The 15,393-nt window shown below is 51.5% G+C and carries 18 protein-coding genes and 1 pseudogene; 13 read left to right on the top strand and 6 right to left on the bottom strand.

Going from position 1 to position 15,393, the window contains the following annotated elements; genetic code table 11:
- The first annotated feature begins 120 nt into the window (after nt 1-120).
- Nucleotides 121-378 (top strand): hypothetical protein, encoded by a 258-nt coding sequence (locus tag JOE33_RS00860; RefSeq protein WP_209924006.1) that lies wholly within the window; start codon nt 121-123, stop codon nt 376-378.
- Between the two features lie 221 nt (nt 379-599).
- On the opposite strand, the gene JOE33_RS00865 is transcribed toward JOE33_RS00860, so the two are convergent.
- Nucleotides 600-836, bottom strand: a complete 237-nt coding sequence (locus JOE33_RS00865) for a hypothetical protein (RefSeq protein ID WP_209924007.1) — start codon at nt 834-836, stop codon at nt 600-602.
- A 73-nt stretch (nt 837-909) separates the two neighbouring features.
- Nucleotides 910-1,242, bottom strand: a complete 333-nt coding sequence (locus JOE33_RS00870) for a helix-turn-helix transcriptional regulator (RefSeq protein ID WP_004404656.1) — start codon at nt 1,240-1,242, stop codon at nt 910-912.
- Between the two features lie 161 nt (nt 1,243-1,403).
- On the opposite strand from JOE33_RS00870, the gene JOE33_RS00875 reads away from it, so the two are divergent.
- From JOE33_RS00875 to JOE33_RS00920, 10 genes are all read left to right on the top strand, one after another.
- Nucleotides 1,404-2,531 (top strand): phage/plasmid replication protein, encoded by a 1,128-nt coding sequence (locus JOE33_RS00875; RefSeq protein WP_209924008.1) that lies wholly within the window; start codon nt 1,404-1,406, stop codon nt 2,529-2,531.
- Nucleotides 2,528-2,758 carry a hypothetical protein gene (locus JOE33_RS00880; protein WP_209924009.1) on the top strand — a complete coding sequence of 77 codons (231 nt, stop codon included), beginning with the start codon at nt 2,528-2,530 and terminating at the stop codon, nt 2,756-2,758. Before JOE33_RS00875 ends, JOE33_RS00880 begins: the two co-directional genes overlap by 4 nt.
- Before the next feature lie 87 nt (nt 2,759-2,845).
- Entirely contained in the window at nt 2,846-3,100 is a 255-nt protein-coding gene (locus JOE33_RS00885) for a hypothetical protein (RefSeq protein WP_209924010.1), read from the top strand.
- Between the two features lie 11 nt (nt 3,101-3,111).
- Nucleotides 3,112-3,423: a propanediol utilization protein gene (locus tag JOE33_RS00890; RefSeq protein WP_209924011.1), complete on the top strand. Its 312-nt coding sequence runs from the start codon at nt 3,112-3,114 to the stop codon at nt 3,421-3,423.
- Nucleotides 3,424-3,694: 271 nt separating this feature from the next.
- Nucleotides 3,695-3,928 carry a hypothetical protein gene (locus JOE33_RS00895; protein WP_209924012.1) on the top strand — a complete coding sequence of 78 codons (234 nt, stop codon included), beginning with the start codon at nt 3,695-3,697 and terminating at the stop codon, nt 3,926-3,928.
- Between the two features lie 74 nt (nt 3,929-4,002).
- Entirely contained in the window at nt 4,003-5,469 is a 1,467-nt protein-coding gene (locus JOE33_RS00900; RefSeq protein ID WP_209924013.1) for a hypothetical protein, read from the top strand.
- A gap of 10 nt (nt 5,470-5,479) precedes the next feature.
- Nucleotides 5,480-5,827, top strand: a complete 348-nt coding sequence (locus JOE33_RS00905) for a DUF2523 family protein (protein ID WP_209924014.1) — start codon at nt 5,480-5,482, stop codon at nt 5,825-5,827.
- Between the two features lie 16 nt (nt 5,828-5,843).
- Complete coding sequence (locus tag JOE33_RS00910; protein ID WP_209924015.1) at nt 5,844-7,154, top strand: zonular occludens toxin domain-containing protein; 1,311 nt, start codon at nt 5,844-5,846, stop codon at nt 7,152-7,154.
- A 920-nt stretch (nt 7,155-8,074) separates the two neighbouring features.
- The gene (locus tag JOE33_RS00915; protein WP_187625759.1) at nt 8,075-9,457 is read left to right on the top strand and encodes a gluconate:H+ symporter; all 1,383 of its coding nucleotides are present in this window, start codon (nt 8,075-8,077) and stop codon (nt 9,455-9,457) included.
- Between the two features lie 149 nt (nt 9,458-9,606).
- On the top strand, nt 9,607-10,053 hold the full coding sequence (locus JOE33_RS00920) for a GNAT family N-acetyltransferase (RefSeq protein ID WP_122578267.1): 447 nt from the start codon (nt 9,607-9,609) through the stop codon (nt 10,051-10,053).
- A 146-nt stretch (nt 10,054-10,199) separates the two neighbouring features.
- Here JOE33_RS00920 and JOE33_RS00925 read toward each other — a convergent pair whose 3' ends face one another.
- Both JOE33_RS00925 and JOE33_RS00930 read right to left on the bottom strand, forming a co-directional pair.
- Nucleotides 10,200-10,664 (bottom strand): DUF3429 domain-containing protein, encoded by a 465-nt coding sequence (locus JOE33_RS00925; RefSeq protein ID WP_010434732.1) that lies wholly within the window; start codon nt 10,662-10,664, stop codon nt 10,200-10,202.
- Between the two features lie 331 nt (nt 10,665-10,995).
- A pseudogene (locus JOE33_RS00930) lies at nt 10,996-11,109 on the bottom strand (glutathione S-transferase); the annotation flags it as partial.
- Nucleotides 11,110-11,458: 349 nt separating this feature from the next.
- Between JOE33_RS00930 and JOE33_RS00935 the strand changes: the two are divergent.
- The gene (locus JOE33_RS00935; RefSeq protein WP_122591170.1) at nt 11,459-12,529 is read left to right on the top strand and encodes an alpha/beta fold hydrolase; all 1,071 of its coding nucleotides are present in this window, start codon (nt 11,459-11,461) and stop codon (nt 12,527-12,529) included.
- A 211-nt stretch (nt 12,530-12,740) separates the two neighbouring features.
- Here the strand turns inward: JOE33_RS00935 and JOE33_RS00940 are convergent, their stop codons facing one another.
- Complete coding sequence (locus JOE33_RS00940) at nt 12,741-13,127, bottom strand: DUF4260 domain-containing protein (protein ID WP_054994113.1); 387 nt, start codon at nt 13,125-13,127, stop codon at nt 12,741-12,743.
- 98 nt (nt 13,128-13,225) lie between these two features.
- Here JOE33_RS00940 and JOE33_RS00945 point away from each other — a divergent pair, with 98 nt between their 5' ends.
- On the top strand, nt 13,226-14,146 hold the full coding sequence (locus JOE33_RS00945; protein ID WP_235810018.1) for a LysR family transcriptional regulator: 921 nt from the start codon (nt 13,226-13,228) through the stop codon (nt 14,144-14,146).
- A gap of 176 nt (nt 14,147-14,322) precedes the next feature.
- Here the strand turns inward: JOE33_RS00945 and JOE33_RS00950 are convergent, their stop codons facing one another.
- Nucleotides 14,323-15,237, bottom strand: a complete 915-nt coding sequence (locus tag JOE33_RS00950; RefSeq protein WP_054994111.1) for an SGNH/GDSL hydrolase family protein — start codon at nt 15,235-15,237, stop codon at nt 14,323-14,325.
- Nucleotides 15,238-15,393 lie beyond the last annotated feature (156 nt).

Here is a 15,393-nt window from a genome sequence, read left to right on the forward strand (position 1 = left end):
TGTTTCTCCTGGTGCGACAGCCGGCGCGTTTTTTGGTACCAAACCACGTGTTCTATCGATAAGATTTGGTACCATTAACTCGCCCAGGATCTTCACCTGGTTAACTGGAGTGGTACCAAAATGCTCATCAAAATCACTGATGCTGATCCTGACTTCGTTGAAAAGCTGAAATCACTTACCAGCAAGAACACCGGCGCTAAGGCCTACGCTCATGCCGCTGAGTGTTATGGAATGTACGTCACCGCTAATGCCTTGGCTGTTCTTGAGATTGACCAACTCAAGGATGAAATATCACGCCTTAGAGCTGTTATCGAAGGTGCTCGATCTGCTGCCGCGCTTCTGCTTGAGAAAACCGGCCAACTTGATCTGCTTGATTGATTTGGTACCACTGAGTTCGCCGATCGGCGCATCGAGGTCGTTGCCCAGGAACGGATTTGGTACCGTTCCTTCGCTTCACCATCCCTTCACTGATTACCAGGCTTTACCGCAACGGACCCAAAACTTACAGCACAGTCGGTTGTCGGGTCCCGTAGGCAATTTCCTTGCAGCACCTGGGGCTTCAGGGGCTAGCCCCTGTTCGTAGCGAAGGCGGAGGGCTTTTATGCTCTTACGGCTTTTGCGGTTTTGAATATTTCGTGAGTTGTGTTGCGCAGAATCGTTGCCAGGGCTTCTGCTGTTTCACGGTTAGGCAGCGTGATTGGTGCCTCTGGTGGCTCGTCTGAGCGCGTCATGAAGCCTGTTGCTGGTCCGCATCTGATTGTTACTCGGCACTCCTCTATCGAGATCTGTATCAGCTCTACGGCGTCTTTTCCGACGATTTTCCATTGCTCCTGCATTTGGCGTTTTCCTGGTTGGCGGGTGGGGGTGCTGTTACACCCCCACTTTACCGAAGACTTCTTCGGTCTTTCATCATTGCGATAGGTCCTCTTGTTGGAAAACCATTACCAGACCTTTTATCGCCCTTTTAACCTCTGCCTGTTGGCATTCAGGCAGTGTTGCCACGACAGAAAACAGCTTTCTGAGTTCCGCTTTCACCGACCGTTCGTCTGGTTCCATCAGTATCTCATCTGTTGAAACTCCAAAACCCTTCGCCATGGCCCGTATTGGATCCGCAGTCGGCAGGCTAGAACCCGCCTCGTATTTGCGATATGTGCCCAGTGGTATTCCACATATGGACGCAGCTTCTTCTATCTTCAACCCTTTGTTTTCTCGGGCCTTTTTGATGTTTTCTGCGACTGACATGTCCGTCAAGCCTTGCTCAGTGGTTGTAGTCAATGATCATACCCTCCGTCTTTTCGGTTGCTTCCAAATGCGGGCATTCTACCGTCCACATATGGCTTGACACCACCAATCCATATTAGGTAGCTTTGCACCCCACATATGGACCTTGACGGAATTTTTGGATGTTCATCGACTGGCTCAGCATTTCTCAGGAACACGACCACGACCTACCGGTTGTGTGTGACGTTCAGTTCCTGACTGTTGATACGCTTAGCGGTGACGTTATCAGTACCAAGCAACCTAAGTTTAAGCACACTGAGTCTTATTCAACTTCCGTTACTATTCATGTTCAAGGTAGGAAAATTCGTATAGATGGAAATCCTAGTCGTATAGGAAGACTTGATAACCTTTTTGGATTTACTAATATTGACCAATGCGTTTCTGTTTATAACGCTCTTCTTGCTCAATATGGCCTTCCTCCGTTTACTCGCTGTACTAAAGTTTATCTGCGTGACGGTGCTTCCGGCGCAAAATCCGGTGACCTTGTTGCTGATGGTGCCAAGATAGAGCGTATTGATTTAACTACCAATATAGCTCTTGGTGAAGGCAACTGCCTTGCTTATCTTCGTGGTGTGTCTTCCCAAAGAATTGGACATAGTATTGGGTTTCTTTATCCTAACGGTCGAACCGTTACATGGACTCCGAAAGGTAATGGCCAAGGTGGTAGACTTCAATATCGCAAGTCTTATGATAAGTCTTTTGAGATGGATCAAAATAGTCTTCCTAAAATTAAACGTTCTTTTGGTGAAAATTCCCAAGAGTACGCTTATGTAAAGCAAGTCCGTGATTATTGCGCCTCTAACGGCGTTGTTCGTATGGAACAAGAGCTTAAAAACGAATATCTCAAGCGTGAAGGACTCGCCTATTGGGGCATGTTTAATGAGTCTCGCTTAATTACTATACATAATGAATTTCTTGGTCTTGATCAACGAATGAAGGTAACTGCAATGGACCTTATGAGTATTGCTGATAAGCTTATCGAGGAGGGCGTTTGCAAGGGTAGGGCATCAGCTAATGCAACTGCTTCGCAGGCCATTCTATGGATGTCTGGAAGTCCTCACGGCATATCTCAGCGTGCCTTTGAAACTCATGCAGCCCGCTTGAACAGGATTGGTATTAACATACGTAACGCTTGTGATACTTCGCGTTACGCACCTGTTTTTGTCCGTCAATGTCGTGAAGTTACAAAAAGTTCCCTCCCTGTTCCGGCTTGGTATCGTAGGCCTAATCATTTGCAGTTGGCAGCATGAAGACTGTAAGCCTTCAAGGCATTCAGCTTTCACCTGGGCAACGTCGCATGCTCGATCAGCAGCGTCACGTTCGTGAGTTTATGAACCCTGTTCTGACCCAGCAAGTTACTGAAACACTTGCTGTAATCGAAGCTCGGAAAGAGCATGGCACTAAACCTGAGCGTATCTGGTTTCTTGATCGCCAAAAAAAAGGTACTCCTTCAATGGCTGAATGGATGGGTTATTAATGGAATTTTATATAGCCACTTGGGGTACTACCTTATTAACTGTCGCTGTCAGTTCTTGCTTTGTTCTTTGGTATATGGAGCAATAACATGGACCGTCTCTCATACCAGCAACTTCGTTATGCCGTGGAGTCTGAGCTTGTTAATTTTAACTCTGGCAACGCTGATGATAGTGCTTTCGTTAACTCGCTTATGCGTCTGTTTTTACAGGCTGCATCAGCTGAGCAAGTCAAGTCTCAATTAGCCAAGCGTAAGTTTTTAACGTTTCGCCGTATACCTAATTTAACACCGCCCGGCTGGGCATATCGCAATCCGAGCTTGAGTTCTCGGCTTCCCACACTGTAAGGGGCAACATAATGTCTACTGCATCTGCTGTAAAGTTTCCAACTCTCATGGTCGAAGTTACCGGCATTGCCCGTAGTGGTACTGCTGCTAAATCTGGCAAGCCCTATACCATGTATCAGGCGTTTGTTCACCTTCCCGGTATCCCTTATCCTCAGAAGACTGATTTCTATGCCGAGAGTCAATCGCAAGTTCCTCAGCCTGGCACTTACGAGTGTGACGTTATCGCTGATATTCGTGATGGTCGGCTGGAGTTCACTTGCGACCCTCGTCAAGGTCGTCGTAAGGACATTCCTCCGCTTTCTGATGCTATGAAGCGAGCTTAATCATGCTGCCACTCTGCGTAGGTCTCGACTCGGACAATCGTCTTGTTGCACTTGGCGAATACTCCGCTGAATGCGCAGGGTACGTTCTACAGACTCCAGCAGACTTTGCTGGATCAATGACAATTGCGGGCCTCTTTGGCTTTCCTGATCCGGTAGCGTTCGGGCTCGCTTTTTCAACGGCATTCGGCCTTGTAATTTTCTTGGCCGCCGTTGCTTCAACTGTCGGAGAAGTCTCCGGCTTTTTCTCAAGCACCACTCAGGTAGAAGAACTATGAAACAACTCAAAGCGCTGTTCTCCATGTCCAAAACTCAGTTCGCTGTTGCTGCATCTGCAACCGCACTGGTCGTTTCCACTGCTGCCTCGGCCGCTGAACCGGACTACGGTTCGATGATTTCCGATGTTGCCTCGACCGGCGCTGTTGCCGCTATCGTTGCGATGGGTGTCGTCAAGATCGCGCCGAACTTCGCAAAATGGGCTGTCAACAAAGTTGCCAGCTTCTTCTGATCCCCGCTACAGCGTCCAGAGGGTTCCTCCGGGAGCCCTTTTTTATTCTTTTAATATACTGGTGAGTAAATGATATGGCTCGTTTTGGCAACGTTTGGCGGCTTCTTAGCGGGTGGTTGCTGCTGTGTTGCGTTCTTCCGGTCGTAGAGGCTGGTACAAAAAACGTAACGCTTCCTTCTCTTGCTCAACAAGTTGCAAAAGGCACTCCGTCTATTACCGAGGGTCGTCTCACGCTTAGTACCGCTATTGAAGGCGAGTTTATTCCTGCACCCACTAAGAATATTCCTGTTCGCGGAATACTTGGTGGTCCTTCCTTCGGTTTAAATACTATTAAGGGTGCTGCAAAAGGTCTTGTCAGAGGCGGAGTTCCTGCATTACTTGCCGGTGTTGCTATGAGTGGCATTCTCTCTGGTCTTGATTGGGTTATGAAAGATGGTGCAGTCGTCAAGACCGGCTCTGGCGTTCCCGGCCCTGTAACAAACTTGCCTGCCCAATACGGATGGCGATCAAGTCAAGCTGGTGGTCCTGATATTCGTTACGGAGCTAGTTCTGCCTTAGATGGATGTAGGGCTATGGCATCCGAAATGTTTCCTGCCGGTAATGTTCGTGTTCTTGGTATTTATGGTTTTCAGGCCCAGTGCGAATGGGTTAACGCAGATAACCCTATGAATATTAACCAGTGGAATACCTCTAGGGCTGGTGAAGGTTGCCCGGCTAATAGTACTTATGAGGGTTCAACTGGCGCGTGTATATCCGCCCAGCCTCAAGCTGGTCCGCTTACCGATACTGATTTTGGTCTGATGGATAACTTCATCGACGCCCAGAATTCTGAATTTGTCAAAAACCTGCTTAAAGAAGCATGCCAAGGTTCTAATAATCCTAACGGCTGCTATCAATCGCTTCGCGATCAGAGTCCAAAGAACGATAATCTTGTAGGCCCTAAAACTGTTGATGGTGGCACTGTAACAAAGACCACTACAACTGCTAACCCAGATGGAACTACCTCCCAGACTGTTACCAATACCACCACCACTTACAATATGTCTTATTCGCCTAGTTCCTATACCTTCAATCAAAGCAGCAAGAGTACTACTGTTAAAAACGGCGTCCCTGTTGAAACCACTACTCAGGAAGAACAACCGTCTGATGAGGCTACGCCGGAGGAAACTCCAGAAGATGAGCCAGAAGAAGATATTGCCGCTTCTCCGTGTGTAGGTGAGAAATGTGACGGACCTGCATATAAAAAGCTTTACGAAAAGAGCAAAGACACTAAGGAACAGAAGTTAGACAGTTACGCAAGCCGTGTTGCTGCCATTCCATTGTTTGCTGCTGTTACCGGTTACTTTACCGTCACGGCTAGCTCTGGATGTCCTGTATGGGAAACACCGGTGAGCTTCGCTGTTTTTCAATCCTCTTTTAGTACCGACCTTGTATTCGACTTTCACTGTCAGTCATGGTTTACAAGTATCGCGTCTTCTGCGTCTGTTGTTATGTTGATTGTTTGTTCCTTCTTGGCATTCCGCCAAGCATTCTTAGACTGAGGTTAATATTATGTCTCAGATTATCTCTACAATAGCCAGTTGGTTTTCTGCTTTATTGGCATGGTTCGGCCGCATCTTTGAATGGCTCGGCGGCATATTCATTGACTTCATGGCCTTTCTGTCAGATTTGCCATTACAGATATTTGGTGGCTTTCTCGATGGTGTTATATATCTTCTGAATAAGATACCTGTTCCCGGCTTTCTGACTCAGTACAGTTTGCAGACGTTGTTTAATGCGCTGCCTGATACTGTTCTTTACTTTGTTAGTCTCTTTGGCATCCCGCAGGCTATCGGTATTCTCGGCCTTGGTGTTGCTTTCCGTTTAACACGCAAAGCTCTGACACTTGGTCAGTGGTAAGGGTAGGGGATAGGTCATGATATTTGGCAGTGAAGGTCTTCCGCGCTCAGGCAAAAGTCTTGAGTCTATGCAGCATATTGTCGACTCTCTTATCAAGGGTCGCACTGTAATTACCAATATTCACGGCATCAACAAGGCCGCCATATCTGAGTATTGTGTTATCCCTCTCCCGACAGTTGAACGTCTCTTGATTACGCTTGAGCACCCGTTTGAAGATGGTGAGGAAGAGAAAGTCGTACCCTGGGTGAAGGAACAATTTCTTAAGCATGTCGTCACTGATTCGCTCTGGATATGGGATGAGATAAACCAGTTCTGGCCCCCGGATCGCCAGCCTCTTGCTGCTGATTGGGCAAAGTTCGTTACTGAGCATGGCCACTTCGGCATTGATATTCTCATCATGGGGCAGGACCTCACAGAGCTGCATACCACTTGGCGCAAGCGCTTGCAGCGCTATACCCGCTATACAAAACTAGACATGATGGGTAAGGAGGACATGTTCCACTGGGCCAGCTATAGCAATGCCGGTCGTAACAGATTCAAGCGCACTGCCGAAGGCAAGAAGCCATATAAGAAAGAGTTCTTTCCGCTTTATAAGTCTCATCGCGATGAAACTCAAAACAAGGACAATTACAAGGATAGTCGTTATGGCGTCTTTCAGACAAAGCACAAAGTATATGGGTTTATATTTTGCTGCTTACTCGCGTATTCCATGTATTACGTTTGGGGCTTTTTTCATAAGTCTGATGTGGCTCAGAAGTCCACTCCGATTGTTCCTGTTTCTGGGCAAGTACCTAAGACCCCTGTTTTGCCTGCGTCTGAGGTTTCCAAGGTTACTCATGATGTCGTATCTACTTCGCTGTCTACTGACGCAACCAAAGAGCCAAAGGAAGAGCCTCTTGATTACTTTGACAAGTTCGCCAGTAAGTACGACTTGAGGCTTGCTGCCGTCCTTGAGCGCACGCCGTATGAGGGTGATGTTCGCCCATGGCTTGAGTTCAAGATTGATGCCCTCGACGCTTCCTATCGCATCAAAGAGTCTTTTAACCGCGCCGCTGTAGCATCCCTCGGATGGACCATTGAGCGTACCGAGTACGGCATCAAGCTCAGTAAGCAAGGCGTGGTCTACGTGGTTCGTTCCTGGCCTCTGGACAACTTTGGCAAGGTTCCTCGCCAGACCATTTCTGACCTGAAACCGATGCGCGAGGCGTCTCAGCTTGCTGAGCCGTCGAGAGCGTCGGTATCTACCTCAACGTCTCCAGCTTCAACCGGCCAACGTTTTACTGTGGTCGAGGATTCGAGCCGCGCTGGCCGCGACGCGTCGAAGTGATCACCTCGACGTTCAGGTAAAATCCAAGGGTACGCATAATGTATATTATGTTAAATTGTGTATATTCTTAGGTTGGAAATCTCTGAGCAACTCGTATATGCGACTCGTCATGACCAGGCGTAGCTTTGTTTCGGTTCGGACGGTGGATCTCATCGTCATCGGGATGTTCACGCAGAACCGCTGCAACCTAGGTGTGATGCTCCAACTGATCGAGTTCTGCTTTGAGCCGTTGTTCAGACCGTTCGTTCTCCCCCTCCAGCTTCTAACGCAGCCACCGTTGCACGTGGCGAGGTACCCAGGCGCAACAGCGGCTTTCGGGATGAAAAATCAGTGCTGCCGGAACTCGACCCACACCCATCAGGCCACTCTTGACAATTTCTCATCGTCCGACAAATACTTCACCTTGATTCATATAAATGACTATATAACAAGGTGAATCACTCAATGAATGCTGTGCACAACGATAGCTGTATGCCCCTTTATCAGCGCCTTGATGACCCCTTGGCTCAGCAGATTGCAAACATTCGGGGGTGCTCCGGCGAAGCTATTCCCACGGAGACGCCGCGTTCAGCTGAATACCTGCTAACGACCTGCACCGTACCCAAGGCGGTAGATGCGCGGGTCAACGCAGGTTTGCTGGGGCGTCAACAAGGGCGCCGTACATTCGTCCGCCGACCTCTTCGCTTGCCAGACATCAGAGGCCTCAACCTTGGTGCTGCACCTGCCCGCGCCCCTATTCGCTTCACACCTAAATTACCTGACAGCATCGGCATAGCAGCAGGATACGACGTGTTCGCCTTCCTTAACGCGACCGTTGCACGCGGATGCTCCCAAGCTTGATTTTTAGCGTGCTTCGGCAGCGTTACGACTTTTTCCAAGGCTGAGTACAGCCTCAGCGCTCCCATTACTGAGACCTCTTCATGACTACCCTAGATATACAACTTCTAATGACAGCGCTTGTCAGCGTCTTGGTGCTGGTGGCACTGATCGTGTCGCGACTCAAAATGCACCCGCTTTTGGCCCTGTTGATCGTTTCCGTTGGAGTGGGCTTTGCCACCCAAATGCAGCCCGAAAGTATCGTCGCTCATTTGATCGCCGGTGCCGGAAAGACATTGGGGGCAGTCGGGATCGTAATTGCGCTTGGCGCGATGCTTGGCAAAATCCTGGCTGATGCTGGCGTCACGGAGCAAATAGCTGAGGTCATCCTTAAGCGCACCTCGGATCGCATGATCCCTTGGGCAATGATGATGGTTGCGTTTGTAATTGGCATACCCATGTTCTTCGAGGTGGGTCTGGTGATCATGCTACCGCTGATATTCAGTGTGGCGCGAAAGCTGGAAAGCCAGGCTCGTTTCAAAGGCTCGGCGTATGTTTATGTCGGTGTTCCTGTGATTTCGGCGCTCGCCGCTATGCATGGCATGGTGCCTCCCCACCCTGGCCCATTGACGGCCATCGCCGCGCTTAAAGCCTCAGTAGGTCCGACAATGCTCTACGGCTTTATCGCGGCTATTCCAGCCATGATTCTGGGCGGACCACTTTACGGTGCGTTTATTTCGAAGCGCATGAGCACCAGGCCTGACCAAGCATTACTTGATCAGTTTACTCTGGCTGAAAAAGCCGATAATAAACACCGCCCCGGCGTTTGGCTCGGCGCACTGGCAGCCCTGCTACCGGCGATCCTGATGCTGATAAATGCCGTCGCCGAGATGCTGCTACCCAAGGGCAATGCGATCCTGCAGATGGCCAGTTTCGTGGGCAACCCTCTGATATCCATGCTTTTAGGCGTGCTTTTCGCCGGCGCAAGCCTGGTACTGGCGCGCGGTGGCAACGCTGAAAAGCTGCGCGATTCGCTGGGTAAAAGCCTCAAACCTATTGCCTCCATCATCATGATCATCGCAGGAGGCGGTGCATTTCAGGAGCTGCTGACGAGTGCCAAGGTAGGTGATGCCATTGTGCATTTGACCCAGCAGTCTGCGTTCCCTCCGTTGATCCTGGGGTGGCTGATTGCGATGTTGCTCTCGGTTTCTACAGGTTCCGCAACTGTGGGTATCGTAGGCGCTGCAGGCTTGCTGGCGCCGCTTGCGGGTGCCGATCCCAGTCTTAACCTGCCCTTGCTGGCATTGTCCATCGGCTGTGGTTCGCTGTTTTTCAATTATGCAAATCATGCAGGCTTCTGGATGGTAAAGGAGTCTTTTGGCATGACAATGGGAGAAGCGACGAAGACGATTTCGGTGGTTCAATCCATTGTGGCTGTGGTCGGATTGATTGTGGTGTTGATCCTGAATGCGGCTATTACAGTTTAAGCGCCCCGCCTCGCCTCGCCCATGCGGCTGCGCCCTCAAGCGCATGGGTGACCGGTGATGAATCGGTTGCATGCTTCGATGGTCGCCCAGCGTGACGTTGTGCCCGAAGGTTCGGCTATCACCAGATAGAACTCCTTAAGGAAAGCGATATGATCCGGATAGCCGAAGCAAGTGACGAGTCCGATATTAAAAATTGCGCTGAACAAGCCTACGCTCGCTATGTGCCGGTGATCGGGCGCAAGCCAGCGCCGATGATCGCCGATTTCATCACGCAGATAGCCACAGGGGTAGTCTATGTCGCGACAGACGACCAAGCCCGGTTTCAGGGCTTTATTGTGTTCCATGAAAAGGATGGGTATTTCTTATTGGAAAACGTGGCAGTCCTCCCGAGCGCTGCCGGACGTGGGGTCGGAAAGGCGCTGATTAGCTTTTGTGAAAATGCCGCACGACAGCGTGGTATGAACGCCGTTCATCTGTATACCAATGCAAACATGGCAGACAATCTCTCGATATATCCCAAGCTTGGTTATGTGAAAGTGGCAGAGCGCACGGAGGATGGATTCAATCGCGTTTACTTCGAAAAAAAACTTACATAACCGCATGCTGAAAAGGTGATCGAGCGCCTGAAAATCACTCCTTGCTCGATGTGGGTATCGCAATACGGCTACTGGTCTTGACCTCGCGTAATGCCAGGCTGGACTGGAATCATTAGACCACTACAGCTCTCTGATTTTGAGAGGCTTCATAAATGAAGCACCTCAACTACCGCAGTAAGCAGCAAGCAGACGCTAGCCACGACGGTAAGCCGTAATCGCATCGGAAGGTACCAGGCGGGCAAGCTGATAACCCGCGAGAGCTGCCTGTCCTGCCAGAGGTGGGCAACAAAGCCGATGACCAACAGCAAGCAACCCAATGGCATTGGCAGTAACGTGGCAATCCAGGCAATAAGTGCAGGAATCACACTCCAGATGAACCGGCCGCTGCGCTGCTCGGTTTTCATGTCTTGCGCGGTCATGGCGAAGCCCCAGTGCAAGGCGCCGACGAAGCTCAGGATGACGGCTCCATAGTTAACAAGCGCAATCGCAAGCAGCGGCCGATAGTCGCTAGAGAACGGGATCAGCAGCGCCAGAGAAATAAACGGCAAAAGACCGCCATAACCCAACAGGCTGACGTGCTTTGGCAGAGAGGTTGAAGGCAACGCGTTCATTTGTATTCCTTGCAGTGAGCGACACTCAAGACTGTAGGCCCAAAAGCCCCGCTTGAGCGAGACATTGACGGCAGGTGGGCCCCGCCTTATTACCCGGTCTTCAGGGTAACCTCATATCGTGATTGAGCCGAGAGCAGTTGGGTAAATTGAACGAGATCCCGCATCGGTCCCCTGCCCGGTCTATCCCAATCAAACCCAGCATCCCTGTTTGATAACGCAAGCACAGTTCTATGATCGCCATGGTTCCTGAATAGAATGAGTGACATCCACTATGAGCGCTATGGTGTATGCACTATCCCTGACTCGTTAGCTCTTCGGTGCCCCTGCTCAACTAGCGGCGCCAAGTCTGGATGCTCGGGGGCTCCTGCATTTTTGCGTGCCAGGCTTTGAGAGCAATGCATTCCTCTGGCACTGCAAGCTTCACCAGTGATGCGAAGATCATTCCACTCCCGAGGCCAGCCGCTGACACGTCAACGAAACACGCCGCCTGGTGATGTGGCGTCGGACTGGATGGTCCGCTATCTCCTTTACAAGCAGGTAGACGATGATGCCGGCATGTTAAATAATGTTATATAAAAATTAACTTAACATTATCTGATCGTTGGCAGATTATCTCTCCAACACCCATGACGCCCTGAAAAAAATACAAAACAGGATGGGAGCAGAGACCCCACGGTATCGACCCCCGGCGACGTTGCGCTCTGGTTGCCTCGCCCTGAGGATTAGCCAAGTGATCACTCCTGCAGGCATCGGAGCGCAGGACCTCCTAAAACAAAAACAATAGGACATGACCCATGCGTAGACTCATTTCGCATCCCGCGATCGGGCTGCTGTTTTCTGTAGCTATCCTCGGCTCCGCCGTCGATGCCGCGCCCTTGCCCGCCGCGACCGAGGGCGACTGGGTTGCACCGCAGTTCACCTTCCATACCGGTGAGAAACTCGCCAACCTCAAACTGCACTACATCACCCTTGGCAATCCCAAGAACCCCGCCATCCTCTTCCTGCACGGCACCTACCGGCCAGGCAGCGATATGCTGAGCAAGGATTTTGGCGGGGAGTTGTTCGGCCCCGGTCAACCGCTGGATGCCAGCAAGTATTACATCATTTCCACCGATGGCATCGGCGTGGGCCAGTCCAGCAAACCATCGGACGGCCTGCGCACCCGGTTTCCGGCGTACAACTACGACGACATGGTTCAAGCCCAGTATCGGCTGGTTACCGAAGGTCTGGGTATCAAGCACCTGAGGCTGATCATCGGCAACTCCATGGGCGGCATGCAAACCTGGATGTGGGGTCAGACCTGGCCGCAGATGATGGACGCACTGGTGCCCATGGCGTCCCAACCCACTGAAATGTCATCCCGCAACTGGATGATGCGCCGCTTGCTGGTGGAGTCGATCAAGCAAGACCCGGCCTGGAACAACGGTAACTACAGCACGCAACCACCCTCCCTGCGCTTGGCAAACGCGATGTTCAGCGTCGCTACCAGTGGCGGCACCCTGGCGTATCAGGCGGCTGCCCCGACCCGCGCCCAGGCCGACAAGCTGGTGGATGAACGTCTCAGCGCTGCACAAACCGGTGACGCCAATGACTTTATCTATCAATGGCAATCTTCCGCCGACTTCAACGCAGCCCCCGGCCTGAAAAAAATTCAAGCGCCGGTGCTGGTCATCATTTCGGCGGACGATGAGCGCAACCCTCCGGAAACAGGCCTGATGGAGGCGTCGATGAAAGAGCTCAAGCACGCACGGCTATTACTTATCCCCGCCAGCAACGACACCCGTGGTCACGGCACCACGAGCATGGCGAAGTTCTATAGCACGGAGCTCGCACAGTTCATGCGCGAGACTGAAAAAGCGAAATAGATCCAGCCGCTGATCTGTCACTCACTGCAGCGAATCAAGGTCTGGATATTGGGAAAGTACTGCCACCTGCGATGTGCAGTGGCTTAGCCCGTAGTTCATGGCTGGCCATGTCAAGAAAGCTCCTGAATGGCTTGGATTCTTATCGAGCCAGGCAAGCAACTGCCTCCCGACGTTTAAAAAAGAGCAAGCCACGTAAGCGCTGCGAGTTCTCTCAACGGCCGATCACACCCAAGTGGGTGAAAGTGAAACCTTGTGGCAGCTTCAGACCGTAGCCAAGCATGCGGTCAAAGCCTGAGTGAGCGAGCCATAGGGCACCTACCGCGGCGAGATCAGGGATCTGCCATATCGCCCCAGCCGCAAGCAAAACGGCACCAGACGCATACAAATGAAGGGCGTTATAACAATAAGCTCCAACCTTGGGCCCTAATGCATAGCCCAGAATGCTCAAGTCGGGCATGAGAAAAATTGCCACCACCTCCCACCATGAAAAGTCATAGCCAGTTCGCAAAAAAAGTAGAAGACAGCTGGTAAATAGAAGTCCCCCCTCTACACGTTGCCACATAACGGTATGCGGTGCTGATGGCGCTAAATTGGACATGAACGCTCTCCAAGGATTGAGCGGTCTATTCTGTACGATACGCCTGTAAATATAATCGTATAAGCTTGCATGCTCACCATACAAAAATGGATAGCATTGTGATTCAACATGAGCCGAGCTGGGAATGGTATCGAACTTTTCTTGCCGTGCTGGAAACCGGCTCCTTGTCGGCTGCGGGGCGTGCCATAGGCATCAGTCAACCGACAGCTGGACGTCACATTGACGGCCTTGAATCTGCTTTGGCCCTTAAACTTTTTACCCGTTCATCAGATGGATTTAGTCCCACCAGCGCTGCTTATGAAATCGCGCCTTACGCCGTCAATCTGGCGGCAATGTCGGCGGCATTGTTGCGCAAGGCAAGTGAAGGCAGCACCCATATCGGTGGGACGGTGCGTCTGACCGTCAGCGAAGTGATCGGCGTTGAAGTATTGCCGCCGATTCTGTCGGCATTGCGCAATCAACACCCTGAGCTCGTTGTGGAGATGATTCTCTCTAACCAGGTTGATGACCTGCTGCGTCGGGACGCAGACATCGCTATCCGGATGTACAGGCCGACGCAAAATGCGCTAATCGCAAGACAGGTGGGTGGTATAGAGGTCGGGCTCTATGCTCATCGCAGTTATCTGGCTACTCACGGCAGTCCCGATTCTCTTGAAGACCTGGCCAGCCATACCCTTATTGGCTTCGACCGAGAGACCGCCTTTATTCGTGGATTCCTGAAACAGTTCCCGACATTTGCGCGCCCGGGCCTGGCGTTTCGTGCCGACAGTGAACTTGCGCAATTGGCAGTCATGCGAGCCGGTTTCGGAATTGGCGTGTGCCAGTCAACAGTTGCAGCCCGCGATTCAGCGTTGATCAGGGTGCTTCCATCAGCATTTTCGGTGCATATGGACACATGGGTCGCTATGCATGAAGACCTCCGTAACAGCGCTCGCTGCCAGGTGGTATTCAATGCCTTGGCGGAAGGGCTACGCATGCACTCACAAAACTGTCAGGTACCCATGCCAAATGTTTGCTGAAACGGACGCGTACATCCGCGACATCCGCCAACATCAACGTCCTTATGCTCTATACACGGGCGGTGCATTGCGGTTCCCCCTGCCCCGTTACCAATAAAGCCCCAGCAGTGTTTCGTAGATGTGGCCTCCCAAATGAGCCCTGAGCGTGCTTACCGACTATGACCTGATAAAGAACCTCACCGGCTGGCTTTTAGCGTTTCAAGCATCGCCTCGGCGGCAAGCATGTGAACTTTGCGGGTCGGGTGCCATTCATCCCAGTAGTAATGGGTATCTGGATTTTCACATGCGGGCTTGACGTCCGGATAGGTGGGTTGGCACGGGGTATCCAGATCCTTCAACCCTGCAACATCGGGTGCCGCGCGAAGCTTGTTGCTGAAGGCCAGGTGGTCAAAGTAACTAACACTGACCTGATGGGCTTTAGCCAGTGTTGTCAGCACGGCTGGCAGTTTTTGTTCGAGTATCTGCTGGTACTCTTTTGCATTCTCGACTTGATTGCCCTGCACCACAGCCGGCACACGACTCACATCCGTAGTCCCCACGACCATCACGTGCTTCGCGCCTGCTGCAATCAGCGCCTCGGTGGTCTTCTGTATGTTCGCCACGCTGTTCTGGCTTAGCACATCAATCGATTCCGGGTGCGAGAAGTCGGCCCATTCAAAAAAGTCGTTGGCTGAGACGAAAATAAAATAGAGCGCATTCGGATCCGCTTTGTGTGTTTCAGCGGCTTTCAGATGATCGGCGATTTGGCCGAAAACCCCAGTGTCGCGAGATGGCTCCATCCAGGCATAGTAGTTGCCGTTGCCGCTCTTGGCGCCGCCGATCGCGTAGTCGGTCAAAGGGATTTTCAAGGCGTGAGCCAGGTTCTCGACGGCGGTGGGGCCATTGCTCCAGCGCCCCTTCCAATACAGCGCACCGGGTAGCTCCTGTGCATCTTTGACCTTTTGCGCGACCAATGTTCTGGTGAAGGCTTCACCCGCACCAGCATCAGAGTAGCTGTCACCGAAAGCATAGAGATGATCGTAATTGGGGGCGCCAAAGGCAGTTGATGCCGTCAGTGTCAATAGAGCGGCCAAGCAAGCGCGTCGAGTCATTGAAAGTCTCCCAGGTTGTCGCCTCAGACTACCGGCGCTGACGTTTTGCCTTGCCACGGCTGCAACCCATATCCAGTTAGTCCAGCAATGGCAGGCGCAGTCTCGGGTTCTGCACGAAAAATCCGAGTGAGTATAAACGAGGTTAGAGTGGGCATG

It is taken from the genome of Pseudomonas sp. PvP027 (assembly GCF_017833005.1).
Taxonomy (GTDB): Bacteria; Pseudomonadota; Gammaproteobacteria; order Pseudomonadales; family Pseudomonadaceae; genus Aquipseudomonas; species Aquipseudomonas congelans.